Here is a 16943-nt window from a genome sequence, read left to right as displayed (position 1 = left end):
TGCGAAGTTTCGGCATTATTTTGTTCATTTCTTAGTATAGAATCTAATCTCTCCAAGGCTGTTCGATTGCCTGGCCAGACCATTAAAGAACGCGCAGTTTTATAATCGCACCATCGAGCATCTGAGTGCTCTTTCCCACTAAGTTTGACCCTCGTCCCAGGCCGAACCTCCACACCAAAGGCGTATTCATAAACTGCTCTTGGAGCATAGAATCGATGAGCTTGAATTCCAGGAATTATTCTAACAATATCTTTGATACCAGTCTCCTCTCTTATTTCCCGTCTTAGGGCCTCTTCTAGAGTCTCATTATCTTCTACCCCTCCAGTCACTGGCTGCCAAAAACCACCCTGCATGGTATTTCGCTTTAAAACCAAGTAATATATTCCTGAATATCCCTTTTTAAAAATTATTCCTAAGATTTGGTGGTCTGTACGCACCATATGCCCGCCCTACTTTGAGTAACCTTCTCTTGCTTTCTAGTCCAGGGTTATCACTTCACCTGGATTCAATATAACGCATTTACACCTTGTTTCCGTTTCGACTTTAGATTTAAAAACCTCAGGATTAGCCTTAATAATAGGCCAAGTATTGAAATGCATTGGCACTACGAAACGTGGCTTTAACAATTTTACTGCTTTCACAGCGTCTTTTATATCCATAGTATAGCGACCTCCGATAGGTAATAAAGCAAGATCTAATTCATATTCTTCAGATATCAGTTCCATATCTTTGAATAAGGCTGTGTCACCAGCATGATAAATATTTCTACCATCCCCACTTATAACGAATGAAGTAGCTTGCCCCAAACTCGGGCCTTTATCAATCGAGGAAGTATGGAAAGCAGGAAATACTTTTACCCTGCCTATCTGGAGATCCAACGTACCTCCCAAATTTACATCCAACGTCTTTGCGCCCCGATTATAACAATAATTCGATAGTTCAAATGTAGCCACTATACAGGCTCCAGTTCGAATGGATATCTCCACTGAGTCGCCCAAATGGTCCCCATGTGCATGAGTCACGAGAATTACATCTGCAACCACATCATCACTTCTAATTGAAGTGCATGGATTTCCTGAAAGGAAAGGATCTATCAAGAATGTTCCCTTGGACGTAACTATTGAAAAGGCCGAGTGACCTAAATATTGAACTTTCATAAACTTACAATAATCAATCGTATATAAAGTTCGAGTATTCTTTTCAATCTTTCCTCAACTTTTTTCATAATGTCTTAAGACACGTATGCACTATTCGTTTTGCTGAATTTCCATCACCAAAAGGATTTTTCCAATTTCGTTCAGAACTCATCATTTTCTGTGCTGCTATTTCTATTTTAGATGAATCGATACCAGCTATAGTGTTTGCACCTACTTCCACCGTTTCAGGTCTTTCTGTACTTTGACGCACTGTGACGCAAGGGACATGCAATATACATGCCTCTTCTTGAACTCCTCCAGAATCAGTAAGGATAAGACGTGACGATGCTTCCAATGAAAGAAAGTCTATATAACCTACTGGCTCTAATAGCAAAATGCCATCTGTATCAATATTCTTTTCTTGTAGCATTTTTCTTGTGCGCGGATGAACTACGAATATCACTAACAATCCAGTCTTGATTCCCACCCTCTTAAACCCGTCGATTATCTCTTTTAAGTTACAAAAATTATCCACATTTTCCTGACGATGTATTGTAGCTAAAATATATTCATCTTTTTTTAATTTTAAATCTTGAAGTATTTTCGAGTTAAATTGGGAGATTACTAAATTCTGCTTTACTGCATCTACTATTGTATTACCTGTGCAAAACACATTTCTTATAATTCCTTCTTTGTTTAGATTCCTTACTGCATTTTGTGTGGGAGCAAATAATAAGTCTGAAATGTGGTCAACCAATATCCGATTAAGTTCCTCAGGCATTCCTTTTGTATAACATCTCAAACCAGCTTCAACATGACCGATGGTCAAACCCAATTTCGAAGCAGCGAGTGCAACTCCCAGCACGGTATTGGTATCGCCTTGAACAAGTACTATATCTGGTTTCTCTTCCTTTAATATTTGTTCACTACGCGTTAAAATTTTACCTGTTTGTTCTCCCTGTAAGCCAGAACCTACTTCTAGATTGTATTTTGGTTTTGGAAGAAGCAAATCTTGAAAAAATATGTAATCCATTTTATAAGAATAATGTTGACCCGTATGTAATATAAAATAGTTTGAGCCGAGCCGATCTAATTCTCTAATAACAGGTGACATTTTAATAATTTCAGGTCTTGTTCCAACAACTACACAAAAACGTGTGCTCACAAATCTTAATCGCTATTGCACAATATAATCATAATTAAGGTTTTTAAAATTCATTATAAATTATATTATCTAAAAATATATATAAAATTACAACATTTCAAATGATGAATTATTTATATATTTCTTGATTGTTTAGAAGATTATTATAAAAATCTTTGTAAATTTTTTAAAATTTTACTTTGGAGTTAGTTCTAATATACGCCGTAATTCCTCTTCGCTGGTGTTCAAGATTATTAGATCTCCAACCGTTGAGATAAGCGAAGTGGGAATTTTGACTTCTCTTCTTTTTAGTTTCGCTTTTTTCAAGTCCATTTCTTTAAACGCATCGCGATACATCTCAACTTCAAAAAATGGAATTCTCCAACCTCCTTCAGGGTCAAAATAGAGAGAACTTGTAATACCTATTTCTCGACCTTTTGCGCAAACTACTCTTCGATTTATAATATCACCTGCGCTGAATGGGACGGCGTCTATATCAATTAATAATTCTTTTAATTTTAATATAGACTCCCTTAATTTTATAACATCTCTCACTGAGGATACTTTGGAAACGTCGATGGCTATTCTTGCGGCTCCGAATAATGGTTTGCGAACGCCCACGTTTTCTTCATTTCCTTTCTTAAGGGTTATCCTAAGGGCCCTAGCATGCCAATCTTGAGTGTCCACTGCAACTCCTTCTACGTTGCCCAATAGTTTTGCATCAGAGGTTAAAACCTCTAATCCAATGATCTCATCTAATCTTAGCATCCCTACCCCATGAGTGTATTCGTAACATTCATATTAAATGTGTGTCCGTGCTGAGGGTAAAATCACTAACCATTCATATCAAAATCTATGATTCACCGCCCTTTTTCTTTTTGACCTTTCCTAAATATGAGTATACACCGTATCCCAATACAGAAAATGCAGCGAAAGCAAAAATAGCCATCCAAGGAATTTCTAACGGCTCAGGGGGAAGTGAGAGTGTTATTTGGGCTTCGTTCTCCTCAACATCCCATTCTTCGACTTCATCATCAGGATCCAGTATTACTTGAAAAGAATGTTGACCTCCTTTAGCAATCCATATTACGCTTATATTAATGGAACTATATGGGTATATATAAGGTATGATTATCGTATTTCCTAATTGTTTTCCATCGATCTTAACCTGCACCTTTATATTATATGCTGAGTCGTTTCCTAAATTCCAAATCGTAATATTGAATCGTACAGGTTTACTAATTATTGGTGGATTTGGATAATAACTGATATTTTGAGAAGAAACTTTCAGGTCTGGTTTGGTAGAAAATGGAGGATATACAATGAAATATTTTATTACAACATTATTTGATTCATTTAATTCTTTAATTACTTCTATTTCATCTATTTTAACCTTCAGCATTCGTTCGCCAATTGCAGCAGTCCAAGCAGTAGTTATATCTATTGTTTCTCCAGGACCTATTTGGGGAATCGTTAAAGGAGAGCCTAATAATAAATCATCGACATAGAAAGTGACCTGAACCATATCAGCTGTGATATCCCCCAGATTGGAGACAATTGCGGTAAAAATAACCACTTGTCCCATCTTTGGGGATGCTGGTTGAATAATTACAGTTGCATTATTTATCATTAAATCAGGTTTAAATGTATTTTCGGGAAAAACGCTGAAAGCTAAGCTGGCTTGATTGTTATCTATCCTTTCTTCGTTTAATTGTTTAGGATATGGATCAATTATAATCGTAAGGGTATAATTTCCCACAATATTAGTGTTCCAATCTGTTTGAACTATGAAGAATTCTCCAGGCAATATTTGGCCGGTCCAACAATAATCATAATATTGATTGTTAATCTGGAATTCGACTTTCACATCATTTACCAAAATCTTTCCAACATTGACTATTTTTGCGGTAAAAATCACCACATCATTTTTATGAATAATAGAAGGCGACCAAGTTATATTATTTGAATCTATTGCAAGATCAGGAAATATTTCTGGTTTTGGTAAAACTGTCAAATAAATTAAAGCCGAATTATCGGTTTCGTTTGGCTCTTCAAATTGGTTCTCAGGGTCGACTATGACTCGAAGCTCAAAAGTCCCTTCTAAGCAATTACAATTCAAGATTGCTTCATCTTTTAAGCCCGCTGGCAACCTGGGAATGATTACCGTTCCCAAGTTATATCCTTCTAAAAGGAATCTAATCTGTACATATTCTGCATCTTTATTTCCCAGGTTGCTTACTTTGGCACTAACGGTAACAATATCACCTTCTTTAGGATTTAAAGGTGTATAAGAAATATCGCTGGGTTCAATTTTAAATTCTACAAATGGCTGTATACCATTATTGAATACGGCTTCAAGCTTAGATACGATTGAATAGGCTACGCCGTCAAAAGATTTGGCAAAAATTTCATATTGCCCATTTTTATATATTGTAGTATCTATAGAGATATTCCAAACCGACATATTAGTCACTACGGCTTCACTCCAAGGGAGAACTATTGTTCCATTTTTTTCTTTTATTTGAATGAAGACTTTTAAAACAGGTGAATTATCAGGGTCTTTACATGTTCCAGCCAAATTAACTCGATTTGACCATTCCCATCCTATGGTTGGAGAGAGAATATCGATTTCTGGCCGTTCATTTTCAATTTTACAGAACATTATGTCTTCTGTTCCTTGGCCATCATCTTGGAATACAAAATATACAGTCCCGTTATCATCACAAACAACATCCACAGCGTTCTGTTCTGAAGTTGTATTTGGATTTAGACTGATGGGAGTAGAGAAGGTTTGACCATCTAAGGAACGAGAGTATTGGACGACATGCCTTCCATCCAACACACTGCGATATGCGAGCCAAATTATCCCCCTAGACTCTACAGCAGATGAAATAAATGTTTGATCCTCTACTCCTCCAATCAGCAGTGAGGGCAATGAATAGGTTTGATCATTAATAGTTGATATAACGCCAAATACATCAAAATTGCCCCCGTTTCTTTGTTGCCATGCAATAAAAACTCTTCCATCAGGAAGTATTTCAGCAGATGGATACCAATTTTCGATAGAAGTTGACGTGGATACTTTTATACTTGAACTAAACGTCTGTCCATTATTATTTGATATAGATACACGTATATCAAATAACGGATTATCCCTGGAATCGTGCCATGCAATCACGACTTTTCTTCCTTTAACTGAAATGCTTGGATAAAGTTCTTTAACGTTAACGGTCGAATCGATGCGAACAGCACTACTAAATGTAACTCCGGAATCGGTTGAATAAGTAAATTTCACATAGGTATTGTCATTTGCTGATGGATGCTGTTGAGACCAGACAAGGTAAAGATTATCATTTTCAATAGTCATATCAAGCATAGTTTGGTTAACCCAATTAGATGTAGGTGCAACCAGGGCATCTGTACTGAAATGAACGCCGTCGGAAGAGGATGAAAAATAAATCTGATAAGTCCCAGTCCTGTTATCGCTCCAAGCAACGAAGATACAACCTGTGGAGTTCACCACTACTGATGGATCCCTTGCTATGCATTTCATGCCGCTCGGTATGTCGTCTACTCTTATCCTCGGAGAAAAAGTAATTCCACCATCAACAGATTTGGAAAGGAAAATTCTGGAACCATTTGAGGAAACATCTTCCCACACTACATAAATAGTACCATCTTTTGAAACAAAAGATTTAGGGTTAAGCTGATTACCGGCAACTTGCGAGTTAACGATAACACCATTTGTAGGTTGAGCCGCTAATGTATACATAACTATATCCATAGTGGATGTTGGTATAACAGATAAGGTGAGAAAAGCAATAATTAAAACTGAGATTTTTTTCCTCCATCCCATGAATACAGAATCGACCCGTAACTATAAAACGATTGCATCTGGTAATTAAGAGCAAAGAAAGTTGACTTTAGCGATTAATGATAAAATATTATTGAGTTTTCACTGTTCCATCTTTTGAAACCTTAAGTATCTTTCCTGCGTAACATAATCTTAATCCATAATCCGATTCATAAAGAACCATTCCATCAAGAAAGGGAACAAGGCCTTTTGCTCGATAATCATAACCAAAAAATTTTACTAACGCAGGCGTGATTATCATATCGTGAGTGACCATAATAAACGCTCTGGCTGTAGAATCTCGCATTTTCCCCAAAGCAAAAGATAAAATAATTCGCAATCCTTCTTCAGTAGGAGTTACAATCTTTCTATCGATTTTTCCGCTAATGTAGGCTTCTATGAAACCATTTAAGCCCATAGAGCGCATCAAAGAATAAGCTACTTCAGGTTGAGACATGATGGGGGAGCTCATCCCTAATAATTCCGTTATTTCTAAAGTATAATCAGTTCCAAATCCCGAAGCAATGGCATTACAGGTTTCAACGCATCGTTTGACCGGGGAAGTAAACATTTGAAGTGAATTGAATTGCTGCAAAGCTTTTCCAAACTCTATGGCTCGCCTGCGTCCTATGTCATTTAACCCAATTTCATTATCTATTAAATTGTCCAAAGCACCGTCTCTATCAGCATGTCTAATTATGATCGTGCAATTTTTTCCTGGGGGGACAAGTGCAATGTCTTGTAGTATGCGCAATCCTTTCTTCATTGACGCCCTCTCAGTTTAGCAATATTTCTTTTTGACTCTTTTCTTTTTCCATCAATTAATCTTTTTTACCTTTTTTTTTAAATTATTGATAATTAAGATAATCCGTTCACCTTGACCTAATTAAAATTTTATATAATTTATATAAAAATTCTCATGAGACTTTTGTTTATATTTTTTACCATCATTAATTTTGCCCTAGTTTTATTATAAAAATATATATAGTTTAATATTCTAAAAAAAATTTTTTGATTCGAAATGTCAATATAAATAGAAATGATAGCATAAATCAACAAAAACTATTGGCTTGAAATTCTACAAGAATGAATTCGTTTATTGAATGTGTTTATTAAACTAAAAAGAATTTTAATTAAACTAGAGCATTTAAATTTCGGTCTTACTGTAAATAAACATAAGGAATTACTTCGTAATAAATTTTACATAATGAATATAAAGAAAATTTTAAAAATATTATATTATAAAATATAATTAAATAACTTTATTAAAATCACTAATGGTTGTACTCTTCTTATTAAGAGAATTTTTATAAAATATTTCACTTTTTTTATCACCAAGCTTTTGTTCGAGTTTGTTCTCTTAAAAATTGCTGTAAATAGTAAGGCCCTCCCGTCCCCTTGCCTGTTGAACCAGATGATTTCCACCCGACAAATGATTGCGCTCCTACCATTGCCCCAGTGCAAGCACCTCTTCGACGATTTGAATAAACAACGCCTGATTTTATTTTACGGAAAAATAAGTCGACCTCATTTTCATCATGAGTGAATATTCCTGCAGTCAAGCCGTATGCGGATGAATTGGCCTTTGAAATTGCTTCATCCAAAGAATCGAATGTATCAATGCATAAAACTGGCATGAAGAGTTCTGTCCTCATCAATTCATGCTCTTGAGGAAGAGCATCAATTATCATCGGTTCTACATAAAAACCTCGAATCAAATTACCCTCTATGATTCGATGACCACCTATGATGATTGCACCATCCCTTGAACCAATTTTAGCAACTTCTAGATATTCAATCACCTTACGCTCTTCTATTAAAGGGCCAAAGGTGCAATCACGTTCCGCCGGATCTTTGACTTTAATATTTTTCGTTAAATGCAATATTTCCTGTAAAACATCATCTCGGACTTCCCTTTCAATATAAAGACGTGAACATGCTGAGCATTTTTGACCTGCATAACCAAATGCACTATTCACAATTCCTTCTGCAGCCTCCTTAAAATCAGCATTCTTCGTTACTATAACAGGATTTTTGGAACCCATTTCTGCGATTACAGGGATAGGGTATGACCGTAAAGATCCTCTGATTATCTCGAACCCAACTTCTTTTGAGCCCGTAAAGGCTACTCCTTCGACCTCAGGATGGGAAGTCAATGCGGATCCTATCTCTCCTCCACTGCCATATATGAAGTTTGCTACCCCAGGAGGGATGCCAGCTCTTTCCATCAAGCAGAATGCTTTATATAGAGCAAAAGGTGCGGCTGTAGATGGTTTGATTACTACAGTATTCCCCGTAAGCATTGCTGCAGATGCCATACCGATGCTTATCGCCACAGGAAAATTAAAAGGGCATATAACAGCCCAAACTCCATAAGGTCTTAATAAGCTTTCAGACCTTTCATTATCATAAGCAGGAGGTAACAATTTTTCAAAGCCATCATTCAATCTCATTTGATTGCAATAATATGACATGAAATCAATTGCCTCGTCTACATCAGCTAGCGCCTCGAAACGATTTTTTCCATTATCCAAAGTAAGCGCAGCTGCCAAAGCGAATTTTTCTCTTTTAAAAAGTTCAACAACTCTTTCGAATATGCTAACTCTCTCAACATAATCTGTTTCTGACCAAATTTCAAAGGCAGATCTAGCCAACTTTACCGCCGATGCTACATCTTCAATTTGTGCTTTCTGGAAATATCCAAGAGGCAAAGAATTATCATTCGGACTGACTTTCAATACGATTTCTCTATCCTTCGTCCTTTTTCCTCCAATAATATTCTCGTGAATAATTGGATTCTTGATATCATCTCGGAGTTCAGATATTTCTTTTTCATATCTGCTATGAAAAATCGATTCTCTTCCAGTTTTAGCATAATTAATCCAAGTCATCTCATTTTTAAACGGCATGCTCTCTCCATTACATTGAGAAAATACAATGTAAATAATTGTGTCGAAATTTTCCAAGCAATAATTTTTACCATATATGAAAAATTATCTACATTAAAAATTAAATTATGATGTTGAAAAAAAGTTATATACCCAAAGCTCTTCTTTTTCCTTCAATATGATCCCAGATAATGGCCGCTGCTTTTTTAGGATCGGGCTCAACCCAAAATTTCGCCAAAACCTTTTTCTCAAGATCTTCGGTCAATAATTTCACTACCTTGTTACTACCCTCGATTCTAGGCATGACTCCCAAACATACACTGATACCTGATGCGACGAAATAGCAAGCAATAGCCTCAGCTTTAGACGAATACCATTCAGGAGCCGCTCCAGCTAATGGTAGTTGATCTATTCTTATCCCAATCTCCTTGGCCAAAGCCGCCGCTAAGTTTAATATTCTTGTATTATCCACACAGGAGCCCATATGAAGAACGGGCGGTATGCCTAGGGACTCACAAACCTCTCTGAGACCTTTTCCTGCATATTCAACAGAGTTAGGCAACATCAATCCAGCTTTGGCGCAAGCTATACTAGCGCAACCAGTCTCCACAACCAAAATATTTCGCTTAATAAGTTCACTTGCGAGAGTTACATGTCCATAATCGTGCTTGATTTTGGGGTTGTTACAACCAACAACGCCAACACAACCTCTTATTTTTCCAGATTTGATGGCTTCCAATAGAGGTTTAAGGTTTCCTCCCAATATCTTCTTTATGCTTTCTACAGAAAACCCCACCATGACATCTACAGGCGAATCAGGTATTGTAACTCGTGAATTAACCCGATTTGGATAATTTTCAATCGCTATTTTGATAATATGCTTTGATTGTTCGAATGCGTTCTCTGGTGTTATCTCAAAATACTGCGCTCCAATTATCCGTGCCTTAGAAGATGTTGTAACCACTTTTGTATGATAGCAAGCTGCTATATTTGGAAGAGTAGGAAAAATACATTGATAATCCACAATCATCATCTCTAGAGCTCCTGTAGATATAACTAATTCCTGATCCAAATGGTTACCTGCCTGAGGGATTCCCTTTCTTTGGAGAAGTTCATTTCCAGTGCAGCACAGGCCCACAAGATTGATTCCTTCTGCACCAACGGCTTTTGCGTCGTTTTTCATTTCTGGCAGATTCGCGGCTCTTACTACCATCTCAGATAATATGGGGTTATGACCGTGCAAAGATATGTTTACCATATCCTTTCTCAGGACGCCTAAATTCACTCTAGAATACTTGATATCTGGAGTCCCAAAAAGAACATCAGAGATCTCCGTAGCGACCATTGAGCCACCCCATCCATCAGCTAAAGCAGTTCTCAATCCATGCATTAAGAAATCTCTATAGTCTGCACCTACCCCCATATGCACCCTGTGCATGGCCTCAACTACTTCTCTATCGATTCCTCTTGGAATTAAGTTAAGTCCTTTCCAGATTTCATAAGTAGAAGGGGGGGCTCTTTTGGCTAGAGTCAACTCGCCTTTAAGAGTTCCAAACTCTTCCAATATTAATCTCGCTAATTCTTCCGCGATTTTATTCTGCGGAAGGGATTCTGATATGCCATATTCTACCGCAAGTTCTCTCAACTTACTTTCGTCACTGATAGTATATGATGTTGTTTCCCCTTTAGCAAGTTTAAGCAAGGTTTCAACCACTTCTCTACCATGATCAGAATGAGATGCTGCTCCCGTGGCAATGTGATCCAATAAGTTTCTTGCAACGATTAAATCTGCGTCTGCTCCGCAAACGCCTCGAATCCTATCACCACCCATGAGCCTGCAAGGCCCCATAGCACAGCGTTGACATGATACTCCGGTCGCGCAATATTTACATGGGGGTTGCTGTTTTTCATATCTATCCCAGACCGTCTCTATATTTTGCATCATGGCATTTTTCAAAACGGCTTTGGTGGATAAGTCTATAGTCCTCTCTTCCACCTTCTCAATTATCTTTTCCGGTGACAGCTCTTTGGCTTTAACACGAAGACACTCTACAGAAATAATCTCGACATTCTCTTCATCAGCCATGATGGATCAGCTCGTTAATTTGCTTAATAGCGCTTGCAAGCGTCAAGAACATTTTCCCTTTTCATTGATTCTTTATATAAATGTAATTATTATTTCATCCGAAACGATGGAACAAGGAAAATGTAAGTCAATTTTTCAAATCAGGAACAAAGACGAGATTATAAATGATCTCCCTGTCCTATGTGGACAGGTAATTTATTATTGAATCAAAGGTTAGTTTATTTTTCAGCCTTTCTTCTTAGGCTGATCCTTCTTTTTCTTGTCTGTTCCGCACTTTCCACAGGACATGTTATCGCACCTCCTTGCGGATAATCAGAAGGCTATGATGATTTACATTAATATTTGAAACTTTGCTTTTTTTCTTAAGAATACAAAAAATCTGGCCAATAAATATCTCATTGAAAATCGTGTTACTCGAAATAATTTCATTGACGGAAAAGAATAATAAATAAAACATTTACCATACATTTCAATCACATGCATAGATTATGATATATGGGTGAATAACCAAATTTGCCTAGGATATAATTAAGAAAACGTTCTAATTTATTTTAGGGCGAGCGAATTTATAAGGCACAGTTTTTTGGAAAGAAAAACTTAAATCATGTAACAAAAAAATGATGTCTTGAAGTCTTATTTGATTAGATTTTTCTTAAAAGAAATCATGCTGGATATTAATTCTGGCATGATGTTTTATCCTCGAATCAAAATTGATTCTCAATCAATATTTTTTAAATAGATATGCTAAGGCTTTCCTTACCGATAAAATCATTACGGGGAGGTAAGAAAAATGCACGCACTTGAAACATCGAAGCTGTTGACCGAGGAGTATTCTGCGAAAATTCTCCTTGCCACGATGGGTAGACCTAAGAGCGCTTTCGAATTGAGCGAAAAGCTGGGGATTCCTATAGCTGCCTGCTATCGGAAGATAAGGTCACTAGAGGAGGCAGGTCTTTTGATATGCGCTGAAAGAAAGCTAACACAAAGCGGAAAGCGCATGTCTATGTATAAATCACGTGTAATGAATGCCCAGATAATTTTCGAGAAAAATAAAATAAAAGCGAGACTTGAGATGATTGACGGAACTACTGAGGATTATAATTATGATATCGATATGTCCGTCTTTATGCAGAACGCAATCCCTGTTGCGAAAATGTAATAGCAAGACAAACGATATCGATCTACTCTGAAGAGAGTGGTTGTGGAATGCCCCCTCTCATCACAACATAGGGTGTGAGAGGGGGGTAGTTACATTCCATAGAAAGTGTAAAAATTTTTTATTCTAATCTTTAAAGAACTCGAGAAGCCCCTGATGTAAATCTATCTCCGATTTGAACTGCAGGCAATTTCTGGCAAGAGACATGTCAGAAATGCTGTTACGAATATCCCCAGGACGCGGAGAAACATGTATAACATCGATTTTCTTACCACACGCTTCCACCACAGCTTCTGCTAAGGCATTTATGCTCGTTCCTCTGCCAGATCCACAATTGAAGGCAATCCCCCTAACACTGGATAAGGCAATCATCATTATCATTCTAGCTACATCCTTAGCATGGATAAAGTCCCGCGTCTGCTCTCCATCCCCCTCTATTTTTAATGGCTGGCCCTTTTTTGCCCATTCCACGAATCTCGTTATCACACCAGAATATGGTGATTTTGGATCGGCTCTTGGCGAATAGAAATTAAAAGGACGAATAATCACGAACGGCAAATCGGAGATTGCTGACATCACCTTACAATACTGTTCTGCTGACATTTTGCTCGCTCCATATGGCGATTTTGGGTTGAGTGGATGAGACTCTTTGATCGGAATCGAAATGGGGTCACCATAGACTGCTGCCGATGAGATATAAATGAATTTCTTAACTCTTGCATTAACGGAAGCATTTAGCAGTGTAATAGTTCCACCGACGTTCACATCCAAGTCGTACCAGGGATCCCTAATAGAATTTACGACGCTTACTTGAGCAGCGCAGTGAATTACCACATCACAGTTCCTCAAGCTATTTTCTATTAAGTTCCGGTCTCTTATGTCTCCAACATTAATCTTCGAAACGTGATTTCTGAAAGAGGATGGGCGCAGGTCTATTCCAAGAACGTCATGATCCTCCATTGCCAAATCCATTAAATACGAACCCAATTGCCCAGATGCGCCAGTAATAACGATCTTCATCTTTATAGTCATGTGGATTTTTAAGGATAATTCTTTCTATTTTGTGCGGATCATTATGAAAAAGATTACCGAAGATTAAGAATTAAGACTATTTTATCTTGAAATATTATCAGTGCTGATAAAAGATAATGGGATATTAGCGCTTATAATCCTTCTTTATCGTCCTATTTCTGCCGTTAAATTTGCACCTTAATAAAGTGTCACTAGCGGTCATGCATAACGGCCTAAGCAAGGGGTCTATGAACCGACGAATATCTGGACATGATGAAAACAGAGGTGTATGAAATGGAAGGACAAGCTGAAGAAAGTCATTATTTCGCGGTTGAGGAGATGATTTCCACTCTCCCCTTAGCAGCTTTTGCAATCAATGCGAATATGAAAATAACCCATTTCAATGAAAGAGCGGAAAAGCTCACAGGCATCACTGAAGATGAGGCAATAGGAATGCGGATCAAGGACGTATTCGGGGGTTCCATCGGAGGTAAAGGGTGTCCATTGGCAGAGAGCATCAAAAATGGCAAATCGATCGAACTTGAACAAGTTAATTTAAAGCTTGAAGACGAGGAGCGCTTATGTTCCATATCCGCAAAGCCGATATTAGATCGAGAAGGTAAGGTCATTGGTGGAATAGGGTTCATCAAAGAGATCTCGCTTCATAAGGATATGTGCAGTGCTTACTTAGATGCAGTCGCAACTCCTATCGTAGCAATTAATCTGGATTATAAAATAATGTACGCCAACAAAGCGACATTGAACCTTCTAAAAAAGGAAGAGAAAGATGTTCTCGGAAAGGATTGCTACAAACTATTCAACACACAATTTTGCAGAACAGAGCATTGTCCTGTAAAAATGGCCATTCAGGGAAAATCTGTCCATGGGGACGCAGTAGCACGTACAGAAGAAGGAAGAGAGATTCCTATTCGTGTTTCAGCTTCACCAGTCTTTGATAAAAATGGTAAAGTAGTGGGAGCTGTAGAACATATTGTGGATATCTCTAACGAGGTCGAAATAACAAAAGATGTGGAATTATTAACCGAGGCGGCCAAGAGAGGAGAGTTCTCATCCAGGGCGGACGAGTCAAAGTATGAAGGTAATTATCGAGCCATAGTGCATGCCCTTAATCAGACTTTAGATGTGGTGGTTGATAGGACTTATTGGTATGAGCAAATTCTAGATTCTATTCCATTCCCTCTCTCAGTGACTGATGCCGATATGAAAATAACTTTCATCAACAAGGCTTCGGAGAATGTTTTAAAAACTTCGAGAAAGAATGTACTGGGAAAGCATTGCTCTTGTTGGCAAGGGCCGATATGCAACACCGATCAGTGCGGAATCATTCGATTGAGATCAGGTCAAACAACAACATACACTGGAAGGGATGGAAAGCATACCAAGATAGATGTGGCATACCTGACGAATGCTAAGGGAGAGAAGATCGGTCATGTGGAAGTCCTCCAAGATGTCACCGCGGCTCGCAGTTTAAATCTCTATACCAAATCAGAGGTAGAGCGAATAGCTGCTAATTTGAAGAGGCTTTCTGCTGGCGATCTTAATCTGGATCTTGCTGTCGGAGAAGGCGATTCATATACCAAAGAAGCGAGAGAAAATTTCATCAAGATGAATGCCAACCTTTCGCAGGTAGTCGAGGCGATTAGCAGTCTCATCATTGACGCTGAGATGCTCGCAGATGCCGCGAAAGCAGAAAAGTTCAATGTTCGAGCTGATGTTACCAGGCATAAGGGCGACTATGCTAAAGTCGTGGCTGGTTTTAACGCCACCCTTGATACCATAGTGGACAAGATCTTTTGGTATGAGCAGCTTTTGGATGCTGTTCCTATGCCTCTTTCTGTGACTGACAAAGAAATGAACTGGACTTTCATAAATAAAGCAGTGGAGGATCTTTTAAAGATTAAACGGAAGGACATTTTAGGTAAAAAATGCAGCAATTGGAATGCAAACATTTGTGGAACAAAGAATTGCGGAATAGCCAAATTGCGCAATGGTGAAACGAGGACTTTCTTCGAGCAAGCTGGCATGAATTTTCAGGTGGACGTTGCCTTCATTAAGAATGCCAAAGGTGAAAATGTCGGCCACATAGAAGTCGTCCAAGATATCACTGCGACGCAGAAGAACGCTAATTATATGAAGCAAGAGGTGGAGCGCGTTGCCTCAAATCTAAAGAAGCTTTCCCAGGGCCAACTTGAGCTTGACACCATGGTTGGTGAAGGAGACCAATACACTGTAGAGGCAAAAGAGAATTTTTCGAAAATAAATGCTTCGCTGGCTCAAGTTGTAGAGGCGATTTCTAACCTAACGGCCGACGCTCGAATGCTCACCGAAGCAGCGACCGAAGGCAGATTGTCCACACGGGCAGATGCATCGCGCCATCAGGGTGAATATAGGATCATTGTCGAGGGTGTGAACAGCACTCTGGACGCAGTTATAGGTCCGATCGAAGAGGCGATGAGAGTTGCAGAAGCCTATTCCAAAGGAGATATGACTGCTAGGATAGATATCGATCTAAAGGGTGATTTCAAGAGATTCGCTGATGCCCTTAATCACACAGGGGAGTCACTTACCCAGCTTCTAAAAGAAGTAAATAACTCTGTGGCTATGGTTTCCTCTACCTCTCAGGAGCTCGCATCTTCGGCAGAAGAGATGAATGCTTCAACCGAGCAAGTTTCGAGTGCTATTCAGCAAATTTCTAAAGGGGCGCAGAATCAAGCGGCTCAGGTGGAGGACACAGCTAAAATGATGGCTGAGATGGCTTCTTCTAGCGAGAAAGTTGGTTCGACTGTAAAAGCCGCCATTGATGCTGCGAAAGCGTCTTCACAGTCGGCGAAGATGGGACGATCTACGGTGGATTTGACCATCAAAAAGATGAGGGAGATTCAAGCAGTGGTGGAAGAGTCGGCAAAGGTAATAGCTTCTTTGGGTAAGAGATCTGAGGAGATTGGACAGATAGTGGATGTAATCACCAATATCTCTGACCAGACCAACTTGTTGGCTCTGAACGCCGCCATCGAAGCGGCCAGGGCCGGAGAGCAGGGACGAGGGTTCGCCGTGGTGGCCGAGGAAGTGAAGAATCTAGCAGAGGATTCGCGCGAGGCCGCCGAGCGCATCGCCAAGATGATCAAGGAAGTGCAGGCCGAGACTGCTAAGGCAGTGGAGAGCATGCAACGTGGTACGAAAGAGACAGCCGAAGGCATTGAAATCGCGGATCGGACCGGTAAAGCCTTCCAGGAGATTGATAGCTTAGCAACTTCCGTTGATGAATCTCTTGATAGGCTTGGACCACTGATTGACCAACAGAAAGACCAGATGCTAAGATCAGCCAAGGCGGTGGATGGAATAGCATCTATAGCTGAGGAGACAGCCTCTGCAGCGGAAGAAAGTGCATCATCCACAGAGGAACTTACTGCAAGTATGGAGGATATGACTGCGCGGGCCCAAGCGCTCTCAGAGATGGCTATGGCACTGCAAAAAGTGTCATCTCAATTTAAAATAAATGATGAGCTGGAGAGTAAAGCAAAGCAGCAAAAGCCATCGCAGAGCAAAGTTGTAGAGGGAAGTAAAAAAGAGACGGGGAAAGGGCAGGTAGCTATGCCTAAAAAGGTTAGGGAAGCGTTGATAAAACGCGGAATCGAGGCCTGAGGAGGG

General features: G+C 38.9%; 11 protein-coding genes. 2 read left to right on the top strand and 9 right to left on the bottom strand.

Features of this window, described 5'->3' with window-relative positions; genetic code table 11:
- The 8 genes from QW520_07230 to cooS form a co-directional block, all read right to left on the bottom strand.
- Window positions 1–440 (bottom strand): NUDIX pyrophosphatase (locus tag QW520_07230; protein MEM0449594.1); only part of this gene is annotated, 440 nt, incomplete at its 3' end.
- A gap of 36 nt (window positions 441–476) precedes the next feature.
- Window positions 477–1157 carry a metal-dependent hydrolase gene (locus QW520_07225; GenBank protein ID MEM0449593.1) on the bottom strand — a complete coding sequence of 227 codons (681 nt, stop codon included), beginning with the start codon at window positions 1155–1157 and terminating at the stop codon, window positions 477–479.
- A gap of 64 nt (window positions 1158–1221) precedes the next feature.
- Window positions 1222–2301 carry a UDP-N-acetylglucosamine 2-epimerase (non-hydrolyzing) gene (gene wecB / locus QW520_07220; protein MEM0449592.1) on the bottom strand — a complete coding sequence of 360 codons (1080 nt, stop codon included), beginning with the start codon at window positions 2299–2301 and terminating at the stop codon, window positions 1222–1224.
- A 174-nt stretch (window positions 2302–2475) separates the two neighbouring features.
- Window positions 2476–3048, bottom strand: a complete 573-nt coding sequence (locus tag QW520_07215; GenBank protein MEM0449591.1) for a PRC-barrel domain-containing protein — start codon at window positions 3046–3048, stop codon at window positions 2476–2478.
- 85 nt (window positions 3049–3133) lie between these two features.
- The gene (locus tag QW520_07210; protein MEM0449590.1) at window positions 3134–6136 is read right to left on the bottom strand and encodes a CARDB domain-containing protein; all 3003 of its coding nucleotides are present in this window, start codon (window positions 6134–6136) and stop codon (window positions 3134–3136) included.
- A gap of 88 nt (window positions 6137–6224) precedes the next feature.
- Window positions 6225–6899 (bottom strand): histidine phosphatase family protein, encoded by a 675-nt coding sequence (locus QW520_07205; GenBank protein ID MEM0449589.1) that lies wholly within the window; start codon window positions 6897–6899, stop codon window positions 6225–6227.
- Window positions 6900–7464: 565 nt separating this feature from the next.
- Window positions 7465–9099: an aldehyde dehydrogenase family protein gene (locus QW520_07200; protein MEM0449588.1), complete on the bottom strand. Its 1635-nt coding sequence runs from the start codon at window positions 9097–9099 to the stop codon at window positions 7465–7467.
- Between the two features lie 67 nt (window positions 9100–9166).
- Window positions 9167–11107 (bottom strand): anaerobic carbon-monoxide dehydrogenase catalytic subunit, encoded by a 1941-nt coding sequence (cooS, locus tag QW520_07195; protein MEM0449587.1) that lies wholly within the window; start codon window positions 11105–11107, stop codon window positions 9167–9169.
- 790 nt (window positions 11108–11897) lie between these two features.
- Between cooS and QW520_07190 the strand changes: the two genes are divergently transcribed.
- Window positions 11898–12266 (top strand): helix-turn-helix domain-containing protein, encoded by a 369-nt coding sequence (locus QW520_07190; GenBank protein MEM0449586.1) that lies wholly within the window; start codon window positions 11898–11900, stop codon window positions 12264–12266.
- A gap of 123 nt (window positions 12267–12389) precedes the next feature.
- On the opposite strand, the gene QW520_07185 is transcribed toward QW520_07190, so the two are convergent.
- Window positions 12390–13283: an NAD-dependent epimerase/dehydratase family protein gene (locus tag QW520_07185; GenBank protein ID MEM0449585.1), complete on the bottom strand. Its 894-nt coding sequence runs from the start codon at window positions 13281–13283 to the stop codon at window positions 12390–12392.
- A 285-nt stretch (window positions 13284–13568) separates the two neighbouring features.
- Between QW520_07185 and QW520_07180 the strand changes: the two genes are divergently transcribed.
- Entirely contained in the window at window positions 13569–16937 is a 3369-nt protein-coding gene (locus QW520_07180; GenBank protein ID MEM0449584.1) for a methyl-accepting chemotaxis protein, read from the top strand.
- Window positions 16938–16943 lie beyond the last annotated feature (6 nt).

The organism is Methanomassiliicoccales archaeon (assembly GCA_038740345.1).
Classification (GTDB): domain Archaea; phylum Thermoplasmatota; class Thermoplasmata; order Methanomassiliicoccales; family UBA472; genus JAJRAN01.
The sequence above is the reverse complement of the archived record's forward strand: the minus strand, read 5'-3'. Positions and strand labels throughout refer to the sequence as shown.

Excerpts from the sequence above, each read along its gene's own strand:
- QW520_07225 (MEM0449593.1), bottom strand. The coding sequence starts at position 1,157 with ATGAAAGTTCAATATTTAGGTCACTCGGCCTTTTCAATAGTTACGTCC.
- QW520_07215 (MEM0449591.1), bottom strand. The coding sequence starts at position 3,048 with ATGCTAAGATTAGATGAGATCATTGGATTAGAGGTTTTAACCTCTGAT.
- QW520_07210 (MEM0449590.1), bottom strand. The coding sequence starts at position 6,136 with ATGGGATGGAGGAAAAAAATCTCAGTTTTAATTATTGCTTTTCTCACC.
- QW520_07205 (MEM0449589.1), bottom strand. The coding sequence starts at position 6,899 with ATGAAGAAAGGATTGCGCATACTACAAGACATTGCACTTGTCCCCCCA.
- cooS (MEM0449587.1), bottom strand. The coding sequence starts at position 11,107 with ATGGCTGATGAAGAGAATGTCGAGATTATTTCTGTAGAGTGTCTTCGT.
- QW520_07190 (MEM0449586.1), top strand. The coding sequence starts at position 11,898 with ATGCACGCACTTGAAACATCGAAGCTGTTGACCGAGGAGTATTCTGCG.
- QW520_07185 (MEM0449585.1), bottom strand. The coding sequence starts at position 13,283 with ATGAAGATCGTTATTACTGGCGCATCTGGGCAATTGGGTTCGTATTTA.
- QW520_07180 (MEM0449584.1), top strand. The coding sequence starts at position 13,569 with ATGGAAGGACAAGCTGAAGAAAGTCATTATTTCGCGGTTGAGGAGATG.